Annotated in this window: 18 protein-coding genes; 13 read left to right on the top strand and 5 right to left on the bottom strand. The window is 65.0% G+C overall.

All coding sequences use genetic code 11. From position 1 onward, the window contains the following. Positions 1-37 precede the first annotated feature (37 nt). The 12 genes from ffh (at position 38) to GV001_RS17525 (ending at position 9771) form a co-directional block, all read left to right on the top strand. Entirely contained in the window at positions 38-1414 is a 1377-nt protein-coding gene (gene ffh, locus GV001_RS17580) for a signal recognition particle protein (protein WP_160082187.1), read from the top strand. A 173-nt stretch (positions 1415-1587) separates the two neighbouring features. Then, positions 1588-1839, top strand: a complete 252-nt coding sequence (gene rpsP, locus GV001_RS17575) for a 30S ribosomal protein S16 (RefSeq protein WP_160082185.1) — start codon at positions 1588-1590, stop codon at positions 1837-1839. A 5-nt stretch (positions 1840-1844) separates the two neighbouring features. Further along, positions 1845-2378, top strand: a complete 534-nt coding sequence (gene rimM, locus GV001_RS17570; protein WP_160082183.1) for a ribosome maturation factor RimM — start codon at positions 1845-1847, stop codon at positions 2376-2378. Positions 2379-2407: 29 nt separating this feature from the next. After that, positions 2408-3151, top strand: a complete 744-nt coding sequence (gene trmD, locus GV001_RS17565; RefSeq protein WP_160082181.1) for a tRNA (guanosine(37)-N1)-methyltransferase TrmD — start codon at positions 2408-2410, stop codon at positions 3149-3151. A gap of 40 nt (positions 3152-3191) precedes the next feature. Further along, positions 3192-3542 carry a 50S ribosomal protein L19 gene (gene rplS, locus GV001_RS17560; RefSeq protein ID WP_160082179.1) on the top strand — a complete coding sequence of 117 codons (351 nt, stop codon included), beginning with the start codon at positions 3192-3194 and terminating at the stop codon, positions 3540-3542. Between the two features lie 141 nt (positions 3543-3683). Then, positions 3684-4109, top strand: coding sequence for an acyl-CoA thioesterase (locus tag GV001_RS17555; protein ID WP_160082177.1), 426 nt, complete (start codon positions 3684-3686; stop codon positions 4107-4109). Positions 4110-4200: 91 nt separating this feature from the next. Continuing rightward, complete coding sequence (xerD, locus tag GV001_RS17550; RefSeq protein ID WP_160082175.1) at positions 4201-5097, top strand: site-specific tyrosine recombinase XerD; 897 nt, start codon at positions 4201-4203, stop codon at positions 5095-5097. A 97-nt stretch (positions 5098-5194) separates the two neighbouring features. Beyond that, a complete protein-coding gene (locus GV001_RS17545) occupies positions 5195-5920 on the top strand; it encodes a DsbC family protein (RefSeq protein WP_160082173.1) in 726 nt (241 codons plus the stop codon). A 108-nt stretch (positions 5921-6028) separates the two neighbouring features. Continuing rightward, a complete protein-coding gene (locus GV001_RS17540; protein ID WP_160082171.1) occupies positions 6029-7333 on the top strand; it encodes a homoserine dehydrogenase in 1305 nt (434 codons plus the stop codon). Between the two features lie 12 nt (positions 7334-7345). Beyond that, on the top strand, positions 7346-8755 hold the full coding sequence (thrC, locus tag GV001_RS17535) for a threonine synthase (RefSeq protein WP_160082169.1): 1410 nt from the start codon (positions 7346-7348) through the stop codon (positions 8753-8755). Between the two features lie 129 nt (positions 8756-8884). After that, entirely contained in the window at positions 8885-9451 is a 567-nt protein-coding gene (locus tag GV001_RS17530) for a DJ-1/PfpI family protein (RefSeq protein ID WP_160082167.1), read from the top strand. A 17-nt stretch (positions 9452-9468) separates the two neighbouring features. Next, on the top strand, positions 9469-9771 hold the full coding sequence (locus GV001_RS17525; RefSeq protein WP_160082165.1) for a ribbon-helix-helix domain-containing protein: 303 nt from the start codon (positions 9469-9471) through the stop codon (positions 9769-9771). Between the two features lie 138 nt (positions 9772-9909). Here GV001_RS17525 and rhlB read toward each other — a convergent pair whose 3' ends face one another. The 5 genes from rhlB to GV001_RS17500 all read right to left on the bottom strand — a co-directional run bounded on the left by rhlB (position 9910) and on the right by GV001_RS17500 (position 16517). Beyond that, positions 9910-11361, bottom strand: a complete 1452-nt coding sequence (rhlB, locus tag GV001_RS17520; RefSeq protein WP_178091832.1) for an ATP-dependent RNA helicase RhlB — start codon at positions 11359-11361, stop codon at positions 9910-9912. A gap of 92 nt (positions 11362-11453) precedes the next feature. Continuing rightward, positions 11454-12614, bottom strand: coding sequence for a dipeptidase (locus GV001_RS17515; protein WP_160082161.1), 1161 nt, complete (start codon positions 12612-12614; stop codon positions 11454-11456). A gap of 191 nt (positions 12615-12805) precedes the next feature. Next, positions 12806-13744, bottom strand: coding sequence for a GGDEF domain-containing protein (locus tag GV001_RS17510; protein WP_160082159.1), 939 nt, complete (start codon positions 13742-13744; stop codon positions 12806-12808). 189 nt (positions 13745-13933) lie between these two features. Continuing rightward, positions 13934-15835 carry an acyl-CoA synthetase gene (locus tag GV001_RS17505; RefSeq protein ID WP_160082157.1) on the bottom strand — a complete coding sequence of 634 codons (1902 nt, stop codon included), beginning with the start codon at positions 15833-15835 and terminating at the stop codon, positions 13934-13936. A 22-nt stretch (positions 15836-15857) separates the two neighbouring features. Next, the gene (locus tag GV001_RS17500) at positions 15858-16517 is read right to left on the bottom strand and encodes an alpha/beta hydrolase (protein ID WP_160082155.1); all 660 of its coding nucleotides are present in this window, start codon (positions 16515-16517) and stop codon (positions 15858-15860) included. 390 nt (positions 16518-16907) lie between these two features. Here GV001_RS17500 and GV001_RS17495 point away from each other — a divergent pair, with 390 nt between their 5' ends. Further along, complete coding sequence (locus tag GV001_RS17495; RefSeq protein WP_160082153.1) at positions 16908-17936, top strand: amino acid ABC transporter substrate-binding protein; 1029 nt, start codon at positions 16908-16910, stop codon at positions 17934-17936. The last annotated feature ends 63 nt before the right edge of the window (positions 17937-17999 follow it).

The following is a 17999-nucleotide window of genomic DNA, read 5'->3' as shown; positions in this document are numbered from 1 at the left end:
CCGCGACCTGCCGCAAGACCCGCTGAAAGGAACGCGCATGTTCGAAAACCTTACCGACCGCCTGTCACAGACGCTGCGCCATGTCACTGGCAAGGCCAAGCTGAGCGAAGACAACATCAAGGACACCCTGCGCGAAGTGCGCATGGCCCTGCTCGAGGCTGATGTCGCGTTGCCGGTGGTCAAGGACTTCGTCAACAAGGTCAAGGAGCGTGCGGTCGGCACCGAGGTGTCGAAGAGCCTGACGCCGGGCCAGGCCTTCGTGAAGATCGTCCGCGCCGAGCTGGAAGAGCTGATGGGGGCGGCCAACGAGGATCTCAGTCTCGCCGTCACCCCGCCCGCCGTGGTGCTGATGGCCGGCCTGCAGGGCGCCGGCAAGACCACCACCGCCGGCAAGCTGGCGCGCTTCCTCAAGGAGCGCAAGAAGAAGACGGTGATGCTGGTCTCTGCCGACGTCTACCGGCCGGCGGCGATCAAGCAGCTGGAAACCCTGGCTGGCGACATCGGCGTGACCTTCTTCCCCTCCGATAGCAGCCAGCAGCCGGTGGCCATCGCCCAGGCGGCGATTGCCGAGGCCAAGCTCAAGTTCATCGACGTGGTCATCGTCGACACCGCCGGCCGCCTGGCCATCGACGCCGAGATGATGGCCGAGATCCAGGCCGTGCACGCGGCCAGCAAGCCGGCCGAGACCCTGTTCGTGGTCGACGCCATGACCGGCCAGGACGCCGCCAATACGGCCAAGGCCTTCGGCGATGCGCTGCCGCTGACCGGGGTGATCCTGACCAAGGTCGACGGCGATGCCCGTGGCGGTGCCGCGCTGTCCGTGCGCCACATCACCGGCAAGCCGATCAAGTTCCTCGGCATGGGCGAGAAGAGCGACGCGCTCGAGCCGTTCCACCCGGATCGCATCGCCTCGCGCATCCTCGGCATGGGTGACGTGCTCAGCCTGATCGAACAGGCCGAGCAGACCCTCGACCGCGAGAAGGCCGAGAAGCTCACCAAGAAGCTGAAGAAGGGCAAGGGCTTCGACCTCGAAGACTTCCGCGATCAGCTGCAGCAGATGAAGAACATGGGTGGTCTGGGCGGCCTGATGGACAAGCTGCCGTCCATCGGCGGGGTCAACCTGTCGCAGATGAGCGGCGCCCAGGGCGCGGCCGAGAAGCAGTTCAAGCAGATGGATGCGATCATCTGCTCCATGACCCCGGCCGAGCGCCGTGATCCGGACATCATCAGCGGCTCGCGCAAGCGCCGCATCGCCCTCGGCTCCGGCACCCAGGTGCAGGATGTCGGGCGGCTGATCAAGCAGCACAAGCAGATGCAGAAGATGATGAAGAAATTCACTGCCAAGGGTGGCATGGCCAAGATGATGCGTGGTCTTGGCGGGATGATGCCCGGCGGTGGTATGCCGAAGCTCTGAGTTCACCGCTGCGCACGCCGCCCTGGCTGGCCTGCAGGGCAGTGCCGACCGGCGGGACCAAAAAGAGATTTGCAAACGGCCGCATAATCCTTAGAATATGCGGCCTTTCGGGCCTAGGCCCTCAAAGTGTGCCTTTAAGTTTTGCAAGCACCGACTACAGGAACGATGTTCACATGGTAACCATCCGTCTTGCCCGTGGCGGCTCCAAGAAGCGCCCCTTCTACCACCTGACCGTGACCAACAGCCGCAATGCGCGCGATGGTCGTTTCGTTGAGCGCGTGGGTTTCTTCAACCCGATCGCCACCGGTGGTGAAGTGAAGCTGTCTGTTAACCAGGAGCGCGTCACTTACTGGCTGAGCCAAGGCGCCCAGCCGTCTGAGCGTGTTGCTCAGCTGCTCAAGGACGCTGCCAAGGCCGCTGCCTGAGTACTATGACCACGACGCCGACCGCCGAGGACCTGATCGTTCTCGGCAAGATCACTTCGGTGCACGGCGTACGTGGCGAGGTGAAGATTTATTCCTTCACCGATCCAATCGACAACCTGCTCGACTATTCGCAGTGGACGCTCCGGCGCGACGGCGAAGTCAAACAGGTTGAGTTGGTCAGCGGGCGCTTGCAAGGCAAGGTCCTGGTGGCAAAGCTCAAGGGCCTCGATGACCGCGAAGTGGCACGTACCTTCGCGGGCTTCGACATTTGTGTGCCGCGTGCTCTGCTGCCGGATCTGGCTGAAGACGAGTTCTACTGGTACCAGCTCGAAGGTCTCAAGGTCATCGATCAGCTCGGGCAACTGCTCGGCAAGATCGATCATCTGCTGGAGACCGGCGCCAACGATGTGATGGTGGTCAAGCCCTGTGCGGGCAGCCTGGATGACCGCGAACGCCTGCTGCCCTATACGGCGCAGTGCGTACTCAAGGTGGATCTGGCGGCCGGCGAAATGCAGGTCGAGTGGGATGCCGATTTCTGAGCTGTCAGGCTCTTGTGCGAGCGAGTGCCATGCGCGTTGAAGTCATCAGCATCTTCCCGGAGATGTTTGCCGCCATCAGCCAGTACGGCATTACCAGTCGTGCGGTGAAGCAGGGCCTGTTGCAGTTGAACTGCCACTACCTGCGCGATTTCACCGATGACCGGCACCAGACCGTGGACGATCGCCCCTTCGGTGGCGGCCCCGGCATGGTGATGAAGATCAAGCCTCTGGAAGGCGCCCTGGCTGCGGCCAAGGCATCGGCCGGAGAGAAGGCGAAGGTGATCTACCTGTCGCCGCAAGGCCGCCAGCTTAACCAGCCGGCAGTGCGTGAGCTGGCCGGCGAAGAGGCGTTGATTCTCATTGCCGGTCGCTACGAAGGTATCGACGAGCGCTTCATCGAAGAGCATGTCGATGAGGAATGGTCGATCGGCGACTACGTACTCTCCGGTGGCGAGCTGCCGGCGATGGTCCTGATCGATGCGGTGACGCGCTTGCTGCCCGGTGCATTGGGCCATGCAGATTCAGCCGAGGAGGACTCGTTTAGTGACGGCCTGCTCGACTGTCCGCACTACACCCGCCCGGAGGTGTATGCGGGAAAACGTGTTCCCGACGTGTTGCTTAGTGGCAACCACGAACACATCCGGCGCTGGCGTTTGCAGCAGTCCCTTGGTCGGACCTGGGAACGTCGTGCCGATCTTCTGGATAGCCGCTCGCTTTCTGGAGAAGAAAAAAAGCTGCTGGAGGAATACATCCGCCAGCGGGACGATAGTTAACGTATCGATGACAAACCGTGGTTTGTCTTAGGAGCACAGCATGACCAACAAGATCATTCAGCAGCTCGAAGCCGAGCAGATGAACAAAGAGATCCCGACCTTTGCCCCGGGTGACACCATTGTCGTTCAGGTGAAAGTGAAGGAAGGCGACCGTTCCCGTCTGCAGGCTTTCGAAGGCGTGGTTATCGCCAAGCGCAACCGTGGTCTGAACAGTGCTTTCACTGTTCGCAAGATCTCCAACGGTGTTGGCGTAGAGCGTACCTTCCAGACCTACAGCCCGCTGGTCGACAGCCTGGCCGTCAAGCGTCGCGGCGACGTGCGCAAAGCCAAGCTGTACTACCTCCGCGACCTGTCCGGCAAGGCAGCCCGCATCAAGGAAAAACTGTCCTGATCGGACGGTTCTCCTGCGCGAAAGAAGCAGCCCAAGGGCTGCTTTTTTCTTGCCCGCAATTTCCCCGTCCGGCGTAGCGGCCAGCTGCAGGCCTGGTGTGCGAGGCATCGGGTGCCATGCAAGTCATCAGGTAGTAGTGGCATGAGCCCCAGAGAGCAAGAGATCCAGCGCCGTACCGAACTGTCGGTAACCAGCGTGACCAAGGCGGTGTTCCCGCCCACCACCAATCATCACAACACCCTGTTGGGCGGCACGGCGCTGGCCTGGATGGACGAGGTGTCGTTCATCGCCGCCACGCGCTTCTGTCGTCTGCCGCTGGTGACCGTGTCCAGCGACCGCATCGACTTCAAGCACGCGATTCCGGCCGGCTCCATCGTCGAACTGGTCGGCCGGGTGATCAAGGTCGGCACCACCAGCCTCAAGGTCGAGGTGAACCTCTACGTGGAAAGCATGTACAGCGATGGCCGCGAGAAGGCGGTCAGCGGCGTGTTCAGCTTTGTCGCCGTGGGTGAGGACAAGAAGCCGATCCCGCTGCTGCCGGGGTTTGCCGAGAACCCTTCGGCCTAAGCCGGATGGCGCGGGCTGCCAGTCCCGCTACTGGTGGCCGGCGGCTCGGCTATGGAACACTAGCCGCCCTGTATCCCGCGAAGCCCCGTGCATGCCGATTCTCGACCACCCGCTGATCGACCGCTTCCTCGATGCCCTGTGGCTGGAAAAGGGCCTGTCGGCGCACACCCGTGATGCCTATCGCAGTGACCTCGGGCATTTCCACCTCTGGTTGCAGGCGCGTGGTCTGGAGCTGCCCAGCGCCGGGCGCGAGATCATTCTCGACCACCTGGCCTGGCGCCTGGAACAGGGCTACAAGGCGCGCTCCACGGCGCGCTTTCTCTCCGGCCTGCGCGGCTTCTACCGCTACCTGCTGCGCGAGGGGCTGATCGCCGAGGACCCGACCCTGCAGGTCGACCTGCCGCAGCTCGGCCGGCCGCTGCCCAAGTCGCTGTCCGAGGCGGATGTCGAGGCGCTGCTGGCGGCGCCGGAGCTGGACGACCCGCTCGGCCTGCGCGACCGCGCCATGCTCGAAGTGCTGTATGCCTGCGGCCTGCGGGTGAGCGAGCTGGTGTCCTTGACCCTGGAGCAGGTCAACCTGCGTCAGGGCGTGCTGCGCGTGTTCGGCAAGGGCAGCAAGGAGCGTCTGGTGCCGATGGGCGAGGAGGCGATTGCCTGGATCGAGCGCTATGTGCGCGAGGCGCGCCCGCTGTTGCTGGGCGGCAAGCCCAGCGACGTGCTGTTCCCCAGCCTGCGCGGCGAGCAGATGACCCGGCAGACCTTCTGGCACCGCATCAAGCTGCAGGCGCGGGTGGCCGCGATCGCCAAGCCGCTGTCGCCGCACACCCTGCGCCATGCCTTCGCCACCCACCTGCTTAACCACGGCGCCGATCTGCGCGTGGTGCAGATGCTGCTCGGCCATAGCGACCTGTCGACCACGCAGATCTATACCCATATCGCCCGCGCGCGGCTGCAGGAGCTGCATGCCCGCCACCATCCGCGCGGCTAGAGGCCTGCGCGTCAGCGGGCTTCGTCCGCCCGGCGTCTGCGGTCGGCTCGCCTGCCCTTCTGTGTTAGGCTTTAACGATTATTGACAGGAGAGACCCATGCGTATTTTCCGCCTTCTCGCTGGTGCGGCACTGGGCCTTGCCGCGGCCGTTGCGCAAGCCGCCGATCCCGACCAGGCCATTCGCGAGACCTTCAGCAAGCTGCAGCCGGACCTGCCGATCGAGGCGATTGCCGAAAGCCCCATGCCAGGCCTGTATCAGGTGCACCTGAAGGGCGGGCGCCTGCTCTATGCCAGCGCCGACGGCCAGTTCCTCCTGCAGGGCAGCCTGTACCAGTTCCGCAACGGCAATGCGGTGAACCTGACGGCCATGGCCGAGAGCAAGGGCATCGCCAAGCTGATCAACGCGATTCCGCCTTCCGAGATGGTGATTTTCCCGGCCAAGCCGGCGCAGACCCATATCACCGTGTTTACCGACACCGACTGCGGCTACTGTCAGAAGCTGCACAGCGAAGTGCCGGAGCTGAACCGGCGTGGCGTCGAAGTGCGCTATGTCGCCTTCCCGCGCCAGGGACCGGGCTCCCACGGCTACAACAGCCTGGTCAGCGTCTGGTGTGCCGAGGACCGTCAGGAGGCCATGAACAAGGCCAAGAGGCGTGAGCAACTGCCGGCCGCCAGCTGCGAAAACCCGGTGCTCAAGCAGTTCGAGCTGGGGCAGATGATCGGCGTGAATGGCACGCCGGCCATCGTTCTGGCCAACGGGCAGCTGATTCCGGGCTACAAGCCGGCGCCCGAGCTGGCCAAGATCGCCCTGGAGGCCAAGTAATCCGGGCCTGCTAGTTGATTGACTAATAGGGAGCCGCTAATGTGCGGCTCTTTTATGCGGCCGGGGCTTGCCCCGGCCGTTTCGTGCAGTGCAGATGGGGAAAACAGAGTGAAACCGGTCAAAGTAGGCATCTGTGGGCTGGGTACCGTCGGTGGCGGCACCTTCAATGTGCTTCAACGCAACGCCGAGGAGATTGCCCGCCGTGCCGGGCGTGGAATCGAAGTCGCGCAGATTGCCGCACGTCGAGCCAACCCGAAATGCGTGACCGGTACGACCCCCATTACCGCCGATATTTTCGATGTGGCCAACAATCCGGACATCGATGTGGTCATCGAGCTGATCGGTGGCTACACCCTGGCCCGCGAGCTGGTGCTCAAGGCCATCGAAAACGGCAAGCACGTGGTCACCGCCAACAAGGCGCTGATTGCCGTGCACGGCAACGAAATCTTCGCCAAGGCCCGCGAGAAGGGCGTCATCGTCGCCTTCGAAGCGGCCGTGGCCGGCGGCATCCCGGTGATCAAGGCGATCCGCGAAGGCCTGGCCGGCAACCGCATCAACTGGCTGGCCGGCATCATCAACGGCACCGGCAACTTCATCCTCACCGAGATGCGCGAGAAGGGCCGTGCCTTCGCCGACGTGCTCAAGGAAGCCCAGGCCCTCGGCTATGCCGAAGCCGACCCGACCTTCGACGTCGAAGGTATCGACGCCGCGCACAAGCTGACCATCCTCGCCTCCATCGCCTTCGGCATTCCGCTGCAGTTCGACAAGGCCTACACCGAAGGCATCAGCCAGCTGACCAGCGCCGACGTCAACTACGCCGAAGCCCTGGGTTACCGCATCAAGCACCTCGGCGTGGCCCGTCGTACCGAGGCCGGTTTCGAGCTGCGCGTGCATCCGACCCTGATCCCGGCCGATCGCCTGATCGCCAACGTCAACGGCGTGATGAACGCGGTGATGGTCAATGGCGATGCGGCCGGCAGCACCCTGTTCTACGGCGCCGGCGCCGGCATGGAGCCGACCGCCTCCTCGGTGGTTGCCGACCTGGTCGATGTGGTTCGCGCGATGACCAGCGATCCGGAAAACCGCGTGCCGCACCTGGCCTTCCAGCCGGATTCGCTGTCCGACCACCCGATCCTGCCGATCGAGGAGTGCGAGAGCGCCTACTACCTGCGCATCCAGGCCAAGGACCATCCGGGCGTGCTGGCCCAGGTGGCGAGCATCCTCTCGGCGCGCGGCATCAATATCGAATCGATCATGCAGAAGGAAGCCGAGGAACACGACGGCCTGGTGCCGATGATTCTGGTCACCCACCGGGTGGTCGAGTCCCGCGTCAACGACGCTATCGCCGCGCTGGAAGCGCTGAGCGACGTGGTCGGCAGCGTGGTGCGTATCCGCGTCGAACAACTGGTCTGAGGTAAGAACACCATGCGTTATATCAGTACCCGCGGCCAGGCCCCGGTCCTCAACTTCGAAGACGTGCTGCTGGCTGGCCTGGCCAGCGACGGCGGCCTCTACGTGCCGGAAAACCTGCCGCGCTTCACCCAGGAAGAAATCGCCTCCTGGGCCGGCCTGCCGTACCACGAGCTGGCCTTCCGGGTGATGCGCCCGTTCGTCGCCGGCAGCATTGCGGATGCCGACTTCAAGAAGATCCTCGAAGAAACCTACGGCGTGTTCGCCCACAACGCCGTGGCGCCGCTGCGCCAGCTCAACGGCAACGAGTGGGTGCTGGAGCTGTTCCACGGCCCGACCCTGGCGTTCAAGGACTTCGCCCTGCAGCTGCTCGGCCGCCTGCTCGACCACGTGCTGGCCAAGCGCAACGAGCGCGTGGTGATCATGGGCGCCACCAGCGGTGACACCGGTTCGGCGGCCATCGAAGGCTGCAAGGCCTGCGACAACGTCGATATCTTCATCATGCACCCGCACAACCGCGTGTCCGAGGTGCAGCGCCGGCAGATGACCACCATCTTCGGCGACAACATCCACAACATTGCCATCGAAGGCAACTTCGACGACTGCCAGGAGATGGTCAAGGCCAGCTTCGCCGACCAGGGCTTCCTCAAGGGCACCCGCCTGGTCGCGGTCAACTCGATCAACTGGGCGCGGATCATGGCCCAGATCGTCTACTACTTCCACGCGGCCCTGCAGCTCGGCGGCCCGGCACGTTCCATCGCGTTCTCGGTGCCGACCGGCAACTTCGGCGACATCTTCGCCGGCTACCTGGCGCGCAACATGGGCCTGCCGATCAGCCAGCTGATCGTCGCGACCAACCGCAACGACATCCTGCACCGCTTCATGAGCGGCAATCAGTATGTGAAGGACACCCTGCACCCGACCCTGTCGCCGTCCATGGACATCATGGTCTCGTCGAACTTCGAACGCCTGCTGTTCGACCTGCACGGGCGCAACGGTGCGGCTATCGCCGGGCTGATGGAGACCTTCAAGCAGGGCGGCGGCTTCAGCGTCGAGGATGACCGCTGGACCGAGGCCCGGCGCCTGTTCGACTCGCTGGCGGTGAACGACGAGGAAACCTGCGAGACCATCGCCGAGGTGTATGCCGAGTGCGGCGAGCTGCTCGACCCGCACACCGCCATCGGCGTGCGCGCCGCCCGCGAATGCCGCCGCAGCCTGGCCATCCCCATGGTCACCCTGGGCACCGCACACCCGGTCAAGTTCCCGGAAGCGGTGGAGAAGGCCGGTATCGACGCGGTTCCGGCCCTGCCGCCACACCTGGCCGACCTGTTCCAGCGCGACGAGCGTTGCACCGTGCTGGCCAACGACCTTAAGACCGTGCAGCAGTTCGTCGCTGCTCACGGCAACCGCGGCAAGCCGCTGTAAGGCCGCAGTGGTAAAGAGAACCCCGCTTCGTGCGGGGTTTTTTCTGCCTGTAGTAGCCCGTTGTTACCCGCTCCCGGCGTCTCTGGACCAGACTGCAAGGGTCAACTCAACCGCAGCGGAGGCCCTGCCATGACAGCCAAGAACATCCTTATGCTGGTCGGCGATTACGTCGAAGACTACGAGACCATGGTGCCGTTCCAGGCCCTGCAGATGGTCGGCCATACCGTGCATGCGGTGTGCCCCGGCAAGCAGGCCGGCGACAGCGTGCGTACCGCCATCCATGACTTCGAAGGCGACCAGACCTACAGCGAGAAGCCGGGGCACAACTTTGCCCTCAACTTCGGCTTCGACCAGGTGCGCGCCGAGGCTTACCATGCCCTGGTGATTCCCGGTGGCCGCGCGCCCGAGTACCTGCGCCTGAATCCGCAGGTGATCGCCCTGGTACAGGCCTTCAATGCTGCCAACAAGCCGATTGCCGCCGTCTGCCATGGCGCCCAGCTGCTGGCCGCCGCCGATGTGCTCAAGGGGCGTGGCTGCAGCGCCTACCCGGCCTGTGCACCGGAGGTGCGCCTGGCCGGCGGCGAGTATGTGGAAGTGCCGATGGACGGCGTGCATGTCGATGGCAACCTGGTCACCGCTCCCGCCTGGCCGGCCCATCCGGCCTGGCTGGCGGCGTTTCTGAAAGTTCTTGGTTGAGAAGAGGGGATAACGCGATGTGCGAACTCTATGTAAAGGCCGACCCCATCCTCTACGAGTCGCGCTCGCGCTCCCTGCGCATTCGCGGGGTGGTGACTACCCTGCGCCTGGAAAACCAGTTCTGGGAGCTGCTGCGCGAGATAGCCGAGGTCGATGGCATGACCACCAACCAGCTGATCAGCAAGCTGTACGACGAGGTCATGGAGTACCGTGGCGAAGTGGTCAATTTCGCCTCGTTCCTGCGCGTCAGCTGCACGAGGTTCTTGAGCCAGGCGCCACAGCGCTCGGCGGAAGTGCTCAGCCTAGTAGCCAAGGTCTGATATGTAGGAGCCAGCTTGCTGGCGATCAACCAGACAGCGCTGAATGTCCGATCGCCAGCAAGCTGGCTCCTACAGGACATCAGCAGGCCCCTGATGGAATAAGGCCGGCAATTTGCCGGCCTTTTGCTGTGCGCGTGATCAGTGCCTGTGCGGCACCGGCTTGAGCAGCTCGTCCGGCGGCATCTCGCAGTTGATCTTGCGGCCCAGCAGCTCCTCGATCGGCGGCAGGGCGTAGGCGTCGTCTTCGCTGGCGAAGCTGATCGAGACGCCGCTGGCGCCAGCGCGGCCGGTGCGGCCGATGCGGTGCACGTAGTCGTCCGGCACTTCCGGCAGGGTGAAGTTGATCACGTGGCTGATGCCGTCGACATGGATGCCGCGGCCGGCCACGTCGGTGGCGACCATCACGCGGATCTTGCCTTCGCGGAAGCCTTCCAGGGTCTTGATCCGCTTGTGCTGCGGCACGTCGCCGGACATCTGCGCGGCGCTGACGCCATCGCGGATCAGCTTTTCTTCGATGCGCCGCACTTCGTCGCGGCGGTTGGCGAAGACCATCACCCGTTCCCAGTTGTTCTGGGTCACCAGGTTGTACAGCAGGCGGTACTTGTCCTTGCTCGACACGGCATAGACATGCTGTTCGACGGTGTCGCTGGCGACGTTCTCCGGCTCGATCTCGACGATGGCCGGGTCAACCGTCCACTGCCGGGCCAGATTCATCACGTCCTCGGTGAAGGTGGCGGAGAACAGCAGGGTCTGCCGTTCGCCCTTCATCGGGGTCTGGCGGATGATCTGCCGCACCTGCGGGATGAAGCCCATGTCGAGCATGCGGTCGGCTTCGTCGAGGACCATCACCTCGACCATGTCCAGGTGCACTTCGCCGCGCTGGTTGAAGTCCAGCAGGCGGCCGGGGGTGGCCACCAGAATGTCGCAGAAGCGCGATTCCAGCTGCTTGAGCTGCTTGTCGAAGTCCATGCCGCCGACGAACTGCATGACGTTGAGGCCGGTGTACTTGGTCAGGTCGGCGGCGTCCTTGGCGATCTGCACCACCAGCTCGCGGGTCGGCGCGATGATCAGCGCGCGCGGCTCGCCCATGTAGCGGTCTTTCGGCGGCGGCGTCTGCAACAGCTGGGTGATGGTCGAGACCAGGAACGCGGCGGTCTTGCCGGTGCCGGTCTGGGCGCGGCCGATGGCGTCCTTGCCCTTGAGGGTGTGGCCGAGGACCTGGGCCTGGATCGGCGTGCAGTAGGGGAAGCCGAGATCGTGGATCGCGTGCATCAGCTCCGGGGCCAGGCGGAAGTCGTGGAAACGGGTCTTGCCTTCCTGCGGTTCGACCGCGAAGTCTTCCAGTTTCCAGGTGTCCACCGGCTTGGCTTGGCGCTCGCGGCGCGGCTTGCTGGGGCGGGGTTTCTGCGTATCCGCAGCGGCAGGGCCGGCTGCCGGCGCGCTGGCGGCGGGGGCCGCTGGCGTCGGCTGCTGGCGTGTTTCGCCCTGCGGCGCGAGGGATGAAGCGGGTGAGCTGGGAGAAGTGCTGCGCACGGGCTGCTCGGCTTCGCCCTTGCTGAAGATTTTCTTGAGTGCTTTGAGCACGGCCATCTCGTATTGGTTAAGGAGTGAACGGGGGCCAGTGTAAAGCAAGAAGCCCCCGTGGCGAAGTGCCGCGGGGGCTTCCAGGCGGGGAGGGCGGGTTATTCCGGCAGGGTCGCGAGCAGCAGGCGCTGTACGTTGCCGCCCATGATCTGGGCGATGTCGGCCTGGCTGAAGCCGGCGCGCAGCAGGCCTTCGGTGATCTGCGCCAGGCCGGTGGTGTCGAACGGGGTATGCACCGTGCCGTCGAAGTCGGAGCCCAGGGCCACGTGCTCGACCCCGACCTTGTCGGCGGTATAGCGGATGGCGCGGACGATGGCGCCGACCGAGGTTTCGCAGACGGCGGCATCCCAGTAGCCGATGCCGATCAGCCCGCCGTTGGCGGCGATGCGCTGCAGGTGGGCGTCGCTCAGGTTGCGCGGGCCCTTGCAGGTGCCGGCGACCCCGGTGTGGGAGACCAGTACCGGGCGCTTGGCGATGGCCAGCACGTCGTCGATCAGCGGCTTGGAGGCGTGGGCCAGGTCGACCAGCATGCCTTTGTGCTCCAGGCGGGCGATCACCTGGCGGCCGAACGGGGTCAGGCCGCCTTTCTCCAGGCCATGGGCCGAGCCGCCGATCTCGTTGTCGAAGAAGTGGGTCAGGCCGGCGATGCGAAAGCCGGCGTCATACAGGCGGTCGACGTTCTCCAGTTTGCCTTCCAGCGGGTGCAGGCCTTCGGTGGCGAGCAGGGCGGCCAGGTGCTGCGGGTCCTGCTTCCAGGTTTCGAGGAAGGCCTGCAGGTCGCAGCGGCTGCGGATCAGCAGCAGTCGGCCCTGGCTGTCGGCGGCCGCCTGCTGCAGCTTCTGGCCCTGGTAGAGGGCGCGTTCGAGCAGGCTGCTCCAGGTCGCCCGCGGCCAGCGCTGGGCCATGGCCAGCAGGGTGATGTTGTCGCTGTCGCTGCCGTTGCTCTGGTAGTTGAGACCGCGCGGGGTCTTGGTCACGGTGGAGAATACCTGCAGGCCGACGTGCCCTTCGAGCAGGCGCGGCAGGTCGGAATGACCGTAGCTGTGGCGTTCCAGGATATCGCGCTGCCAGAGCAGGGCGTCGTCGTGCAGGTCGGCGACGAACAGGGTCTGGTGCAGTTTGTTGGCCGACTCGCTGGCCGGGTAGGGCGCGGGCGTGGCCACGCTGTTCATCTGGCGGTCGAGCAGGCTGGGCAGGCTGAAGAATACGCCGCCGGCGATTGCGGCGAGGGCGAGCAGGGCGAGAGGGAGCTTGCGCATAGAGGGGCCATCCGGGCGTTATTGTTATGCGGCGAACTCTAACAGAGCGTGTGAGGACTTCGAGCGGGTTAGCAGTGCGAATGGCAGCGAGCGAGCCGGGCCGAGGCAAGAAGCCAGGAGCGCAGACGCCGCAGTGAACATCTGTTCATGAGGACGGCGAGCACCACGCGCCGCGGTTGCCAGCGCACTTTTCAGCCGCAGAGACAGTTGCGGCCCTGCAGCTTGGCCTGGTACAGCGCGTTGTCGGCTCGTGCGATCAGGCTTTCCAGGCTGTCCTTCGGCCGCATCGAGGCCAGGCCGATGGATGCGGTGACGCCCGGCAGGATGCCGACCGGTGAATAGAAGGAGTCGATCTGCTGCAGGCACTGGCGCAGGCGCTCGCCGATGCTGCGGGCCTCCTCCAGGTCGATTTCCGGCAGCAGGATGACGAATTCCTCGCCGCCGTAGCGGACCATGCTGTCCTTCGGCCGCAGCTGGTTGCGCAGGGTGTGAGCCACCAGGCACAGCGCATAGTCGCCGGCCAGGTGGCCGTGCTGGTCGTTGTAGGTCTTGAAGTGGTCGACATCGAGCATGAGCATGCACATGGGCTGGCCGTTGAAGGCGCAGCGGGTGCTCTCGCGCTCGTAGACATGTTCCAGCCAGCGCCGGTTGAAGCAGCCGGTGAGGGTGTCGATGTTGGCGTTCTGCTCGCTGTCGAGGATGATCCGGTTGCCCTGGCGTACCCGTTCGCAGAGCAGTTCCAGCAGGTTCTGCATCAGTTGCGGCGAGTGCTGAAACAGGCCGACCAGCGCTTCGCGGTGCAGGCGCAGGGCCAGGGACGGAACCGTGGCCACCACATAGGCGGATGGGTGGTCGTTGTCGATGAAGCTGATTTCGCCGGCGCATTCCCCGGCGTTCAGGGTGCTTACCGCCTGGTTGTCGAGGGAGCCGAGGTAGACCTTCAGCTCGCCTTCGAGCAGCAGGTACAGGTACTGGTTGCGGTTGAATGGCGACAGCAGGATCTCGCCGGCCTCCAGCTCGCAGGCGCGGAGATCCCGCAGCAGCTGTTCGAGGCCGCTGGCGGCGACGTTCTGGAACAATCGCACATGTCGGAGTTGCAGCAGGTCGGGCTGCCAGCGCGCGGTCTTCATAACCGGCCTGCTAACGTCCAAGCACTGCGGAAATCGGTCTGGGCATCGCCAACGCTTCCTATCGTTAATACGAACACCAGCGTCGAACATATGACTGCGCCGCGCCAGACACAATCCCGCCGGGCCGAGTTGGCGACCAGCGGTTGTGCAGCATGGGGGCGGGCGTCAGGCCCGGGGCTTGCGGCCCGATCAGGCCTCGTCGTGCAACTGGTAGCGCACGGCAAAGCCGGACAGGCGCCGGGCGATGGCCTCCTGCTGCGCGGCATCGAGCCCGGCGCCGTGGATATGGGCGAGTTGGCCGAGGCGCTCGTCGCTGAGCACTTCGACGCGCAGCTCGCCGTCCAGGTCGGCGAGGGCAGCCTGGAAGACCCGACGAATGGCATCGAAGCGCAGGGCTGGCTTGAAGGTCTTGCCGACCGGGGTGAGCGGAATGGCATCGATGATCCATACGTCCTTGGGCACCGCCGCGCGTTCCGGGATATGCGCGGCGGCATGCTCGAGCAGTTCGGCCTCGCTCACCGTCTGCCCCGGTTTGAGCTGGATGTACACCACCGGCAGCTCGCCGGCCTTGGCATCCGGCTTGCCGACCGCCGCGGCCAGGGCCACGGCCGGGTGCTTGTGCAAGGCCTCCTCGATCATCTGCGGGTCGATGTTGTGCCCGCCGCGGATGATCAGGTCCTTGCTGCGCCCGGTCAGCCAGACGTAGCCGTCGGCGTCCAGGCGGCCGAGGTCGCCGGTGTTGAACCAGTCGCCATCGACCCAGATGCCGGCGTTCTTGCTGGTCTGCAGGTAGCCCTTGAACACGGTGGCGCCGCGGATGCACAGGTTGCCGATCTCGTTCTGCGCGGCGTCGCGCAGGTAGTTGCCCTGCTCGTCGAGCACCTTGATCGCCACCTCGCAGTAGGGCATGCGCAGGCCGATGGAGCCGGGCCGGCGCTCGCCGCCGATGGGGTTGGCGCAGCTGCCGCAGGTGCCTTCGGTGAGGCCGTAGCCTTCGAGCAGGGTCAGGCCGGTCTTGGCCTCGAACTGGCGGATCAGTTCCACCGGCATCGGCGCCGCGCCGCACAGGGCGTAGCGCAGGCTGGACAGGTCGCGGCCCGCGCTGGGTACCTGCAGCAGGCCGGCATAGATGGTCGGCACGCCGCTGAAGAAGCTGACTTTATAGCGCTCGATAATGCCCCAGAAATCGGCCATCAGCGTCGTGTTGCGATAGCCCTGCGGCGTGGCCAGCAGCACTTCGGCGCCGCTGATGAAGGCGGTCAGGCCGGTGACGATGACGCCGTTGACATGGAACAGCGGCAGCCCGCACAGCGCCACGTCGCCGGGGCCGAAGCGGGTGACGAAGGCCATGCTGTAGGCCATCGCCACTTCGTTGCGGTGGCTGTGCGGCGCCAGTTTCGGCGTGCCGGTGGTGCCGCCGGTGTGGAAGTAGCTGGCGATGTCGTCGGGCTGGATCTGCCGGGGGCTTTCTAGGTGGTCGGCCGGGCAGCGGGCGATCAGCTCGTCGAAGTCCAGTACGCCGGCCGGCAGCGGCCCGCGCTGGGCCTTGACGGCACTGCGCTGCGGTTCGGGCAGCAGGTTGGCCATGTCCACGCAGAGCACTGCCTTGAGCTCCGGCAAGTGGCCGCGCAGGGCCTCGACCTTGGCCCACAGGTCGGTGCCGGGGAAGGGCGCCAGGGTCACCAGGATTTCCGAGTCGGCGGCGTGGATCAGCTCGGCGATGTGCTCGGGTTCGAGCAGCGGGTTGATCGCATTGACGATGCCGGCCGTCTCGCCGCCCCAGATGGTGAAGTGGGTCTGCGGCAGGTTGGGCAGCAGGAAGGACACCGCCTTGCCCGCGCCGAGGCCGAGGCGGTGAAAGGCGTTGGCGGTCTGGGTGATCTTGCCCAGCAGCTCGCTGTAGGTGAGGCGGTAGGGCTCCTCGTCGGCGTTGCCCTGGAGGATGAAGCTCAGGGCCGGGGCCTGGGGATGGGCGATGGCGCTGCGGCGGATCAGTTCATAGGTGCTGGCTGGCAGGTCGCGCTCGCTCAGCGGGGTCTGCTCGATCAGTTCGATGTCGGCCAGGCTACGGATGATGGGGGCAGCGCTCATGGTCATTTCCTGTGCAGTGGGCTCAGTGGCTGAGCTGTTCGCGCAGCCAGATCGCGATATCGCGGATTTCTTCGGGGCGTACCTCGTGGCCCATCGCATAGCTCAGCCATTGGCTCGGCACGCCCCGGGCGTGCAGTTGCTCGAAGGCGGCCCGGCCCAGGGCCGGCGGGACCACGTCGTCCAAACTGCCATGCAAACACAGCGCCGGCAGTTGTAGTTTTGTATCCGCCAGCTGCAAGTCATGGGCGAAGGTCGGGGCATAGGTCGACAGCGCCAGCACGCCGCCCAGCGGGCCCTGCCAGCGCAGGTAGGCGGTGTGATAGACCACGGCGCCACCCTGGGAGAAGCCGGCGAGGAAGATCCGCGCCGGGTCGATGCCGCTGTCGCGCTGCTTTTCGATCAGCTCGATCACGCGCTGCGCCGAGGCCTCCAGCTGTTCCTGGTTGATCGCCCGGGCCGGGCTCATGGCCAGGATGTCGTACCAGCTGGGCATGAGGTAGCCGCCGTTGATGGTCACCGCGCGGGTCGGCGCCTGGGGCAGGACGAAGCGGGTGCTGTGCAGGTGCTCCTGCAGGGCCTCGGCCACCGGCAGGAAATCGTAACGGTCGGCGCCCAGGCCGTGTAACCAGATGACGCAGGCGTCGGCGGTTTGGGTAGGTTCGAGGATCAGGGGTTCGCTCATGGCGGGCTCCGGCGCGGTGCGCTTGCTTCATTCGGGTGCGCGGTATCTGGGCGCAGCGGGTGGATTAGATAAGAAGATGTCGCACGGTGAAAACTTTGCCTATTGACCGGGTTTTATCACGCCTGGGGGCTGAAAGTGGTACGCACCTTGCTGTAGTCATCGGGTCTGGTGGGGCGGCGGTTGGCTGCTGCACCAGTGCATTGCTGCGTCTCAAGTCCGTATGACCTACGGCACTGGGTGGGCAGTTCGCCGGGATGGTTATCGGCAACTAGACTCACTACAGGTTCGCACCCCGGTCGACCCCGTCATGGTGGCGGGATCGAACGTGCCTCACAAGGGTACGGCGGCAGGACCGAGACTCCGATCCAATAAGAACACTTGGAGGTTTGAATGAAGATGGTGAAATCCACCCTGGCAATTTTGACCACGGCTGCAGTACTCGGCGTGAGCGGTTTCGCCCAGGCCGGCGCCACCCTGGATGCGGTGAAGAAGAAAGGCTTCGTGCAGTGCGGTATCAGCGATGGCTTGCCGGGTTTCTCCTATGCCGATGCCAAGGGTAACTACCTGGGTATCGACGTGGACGTCTGCCGTGCCGTAGCGGCCGCCGTGTTCGGCGATGCCTCCAAAGTGAAATTCAGCCCGCTGACCGCCAAGGAGCGCTTCACCGCGCTGCAGTCTGGCGAAGTGGACATTCTCTCGCGCAACAGCACCTGGACCAGCTCGCGTGATGCGGCCATGGGCCTGAACTTCACCGGAGTGACCTACTACGACGGTCAGGGCTTCCTGGTGAACAAGAAGCTCGGCGTTTCCAGCGCCAAGGAACTGGACGGCGCCACTGTGTGCATCCAGGCCGGTACCACCACCGAGCTGAACCTCGCCGACTACTTCCGCGCCAATGGCCTGAAGTACACCCCGATCACCTACGACACCTCCGACGAAAGCGCCAAGTCGCTGGAGTCCGGGCGTTGCGACGTACTCACCTCCGACCAGTCCCAGCTGTATGCCCAGCGCATCAAGCTGGCCGCGCCGGACGAGTACGTGGTGCTGCCGGAAGTGATCTCCAAGGAGCCGCTCGGCCCGGCCGTGCGCCAGGGTGACGAGGAATGGTTCGACATCGTGCGCTGGACCCTGTTCGCCCAGCTCAACGCCGAGGAACTGGGCGTGACGTCGGCCAACGTCGAGGAAACCGCCAAGTCCACCAAGAACCCCGACATCGCCCGCCTGCTGGGCGCCGAGGGTGACTTCGGCAAGGACCTGAAGCTGCCGAAGGACTGGGCCGTACAGATCGTCAAGCAAGTGGGCAACTACGCGGAAGTCTTCGAGCGCAACGTCGGTGCCGGCAGCGAGCTGAAGATCGAGCGCGGTCTCAATGCCCTGTGGAACAAGGGTGGCATGCAGTACGCACCGCCGGTGCGCTGACCCACAGTGCCGGCGCCCCGGTCGGGGCGCTGGTACTCCTGATTTCGTGATCTCCGCCCGCTG

Origin of the sequence: Pseudomonas sp. 8AS (assembly GCF_902506505.1) — a bacterium.
GTDB lineage: Bacteria > Pseudomonadota > Gammaproteobacteria > Pseudomonadales > Pseudomonadaceae > Aquipseudomonas.
The sequence above is the reverse complement of the archived record's forward strand: the minus strand, read 5'-3'. Positions and strand labels throughout refer to the sequence as shown.

Bases quoted from the DNA above. Each gene is read 5' to 3' on its own strand.
- ffh (WP_160082187.1), top strand. From the start codon at position 38: ATGTTCGAAAACCTTACCGACCGCCTGTCACAGACGCTGCGCCATGTC.
- rpsP (WP_160082185.1), top strand. From the start codon at position 1,588: ATGGTAACCATCCGTCTTGCCCGTGGCGGCTCCAAGAAGCGCCCCTTC.
- rimM (WP_160082183.1), top strand. From the start codon at position 1,845: ATGACCACGACGCCGACCGCCGAGGACCTGATCGTTCTCGGCAAGATC.
- trmD (WP_160082181.1), top strand. From the start codon at position 2,408: ATGCGCGTTGAAGTCATCAGCATCTTCCCGGAGATGTTTGCCGCCATC.
- rplS (WP_160082179.1), top strand. From the start codon at position 3,192: ATGACCAACAAGATCATTCAGCAGCTCGAAGCCGAGCAGATGAACAAA.
- GV001_RS17555 (WP_160082177.1), top strand. From the start codon at position 3,684: ATGAGCCCCAGAGAGCAAGAGATCCAGCGCCGTACCGAACTGTCGGTA.
- xerD (WP_160082175.1), top strand. From the start codon at position 4,201: ATGCCGATTCTCGACCACCCGCTGATCGACCGCTTCCTCGATGCCCTG.
- GV001_RS17545 (WP_160082173.1), top strand. From the start codon at position 5,195: ATGCGTATTTTCCGCCTTCTCGCTGGTGCGGCACTGGGCCTTGCCGCG.
- thrC (WP_160082169.1), top strand. From the start codon at position 7,346: ATGCGTTATATCAGTACCCGCGGCCAGGCCCCGGTCCTCAACTTCGAA.
- GV001_RS17530 (WP_160082167.1), top strand. From the start codon at position 8,885: ATGACAGCCAAGAACATCCTTATGCTGGTCGGCGATTACGTCGAAGAC.
- GV001_RS17525 (WP_160082165.1), top strand. From the start codon at position 9,469: ATGTGCGAACTCTATGTAAAGGCCGACCCCATCCTCTACGAGTCGCGC.
- rhlB (WP_178091832.1), bottom strand. From the start codon at position 11,361: ATGGCCGTGCTCAAAGCACTCAAGAAAATCTTCAGCAAGGGCGAAGCC.
- GV001_RS17515 (WP_160082161.1), bottom strand. From the start codon at position 12,614: ATGCGCAAGCTCCCTCTCGCCCTGCTCGCCCTCGCCGCAATCGCCGGC.
- GV001_RS17510 (WP_160082159.1), bottom strand. From the start codon at position 13,744: ATGAAGACCGCGCGCTGGCAGCCCGACCTGCTGCAACTCCGACATGTG.
- GV001_RS17505 (WP_160082157.1), bottom strand. From the start codon at position 15,835: ATGAGCGCTGCCCCCATCATCCGTAGCCTGGCCGACATCGAACTGATC.
- GV001_RS17500 (WP_160082155.1), bottom strand. From the start codon at position 16,517: ATGAGCGAACCCCTGATCCTCGAACCTACCCAAACCGCCGACGCCTGC.
- GV001_RS17495 (WP_160082153.1), top strand. From the start codon at position 16,908: ATGAAGATGGTGAAATCCACCCTGGCAATTTTGACCACGGCTGCAGTA.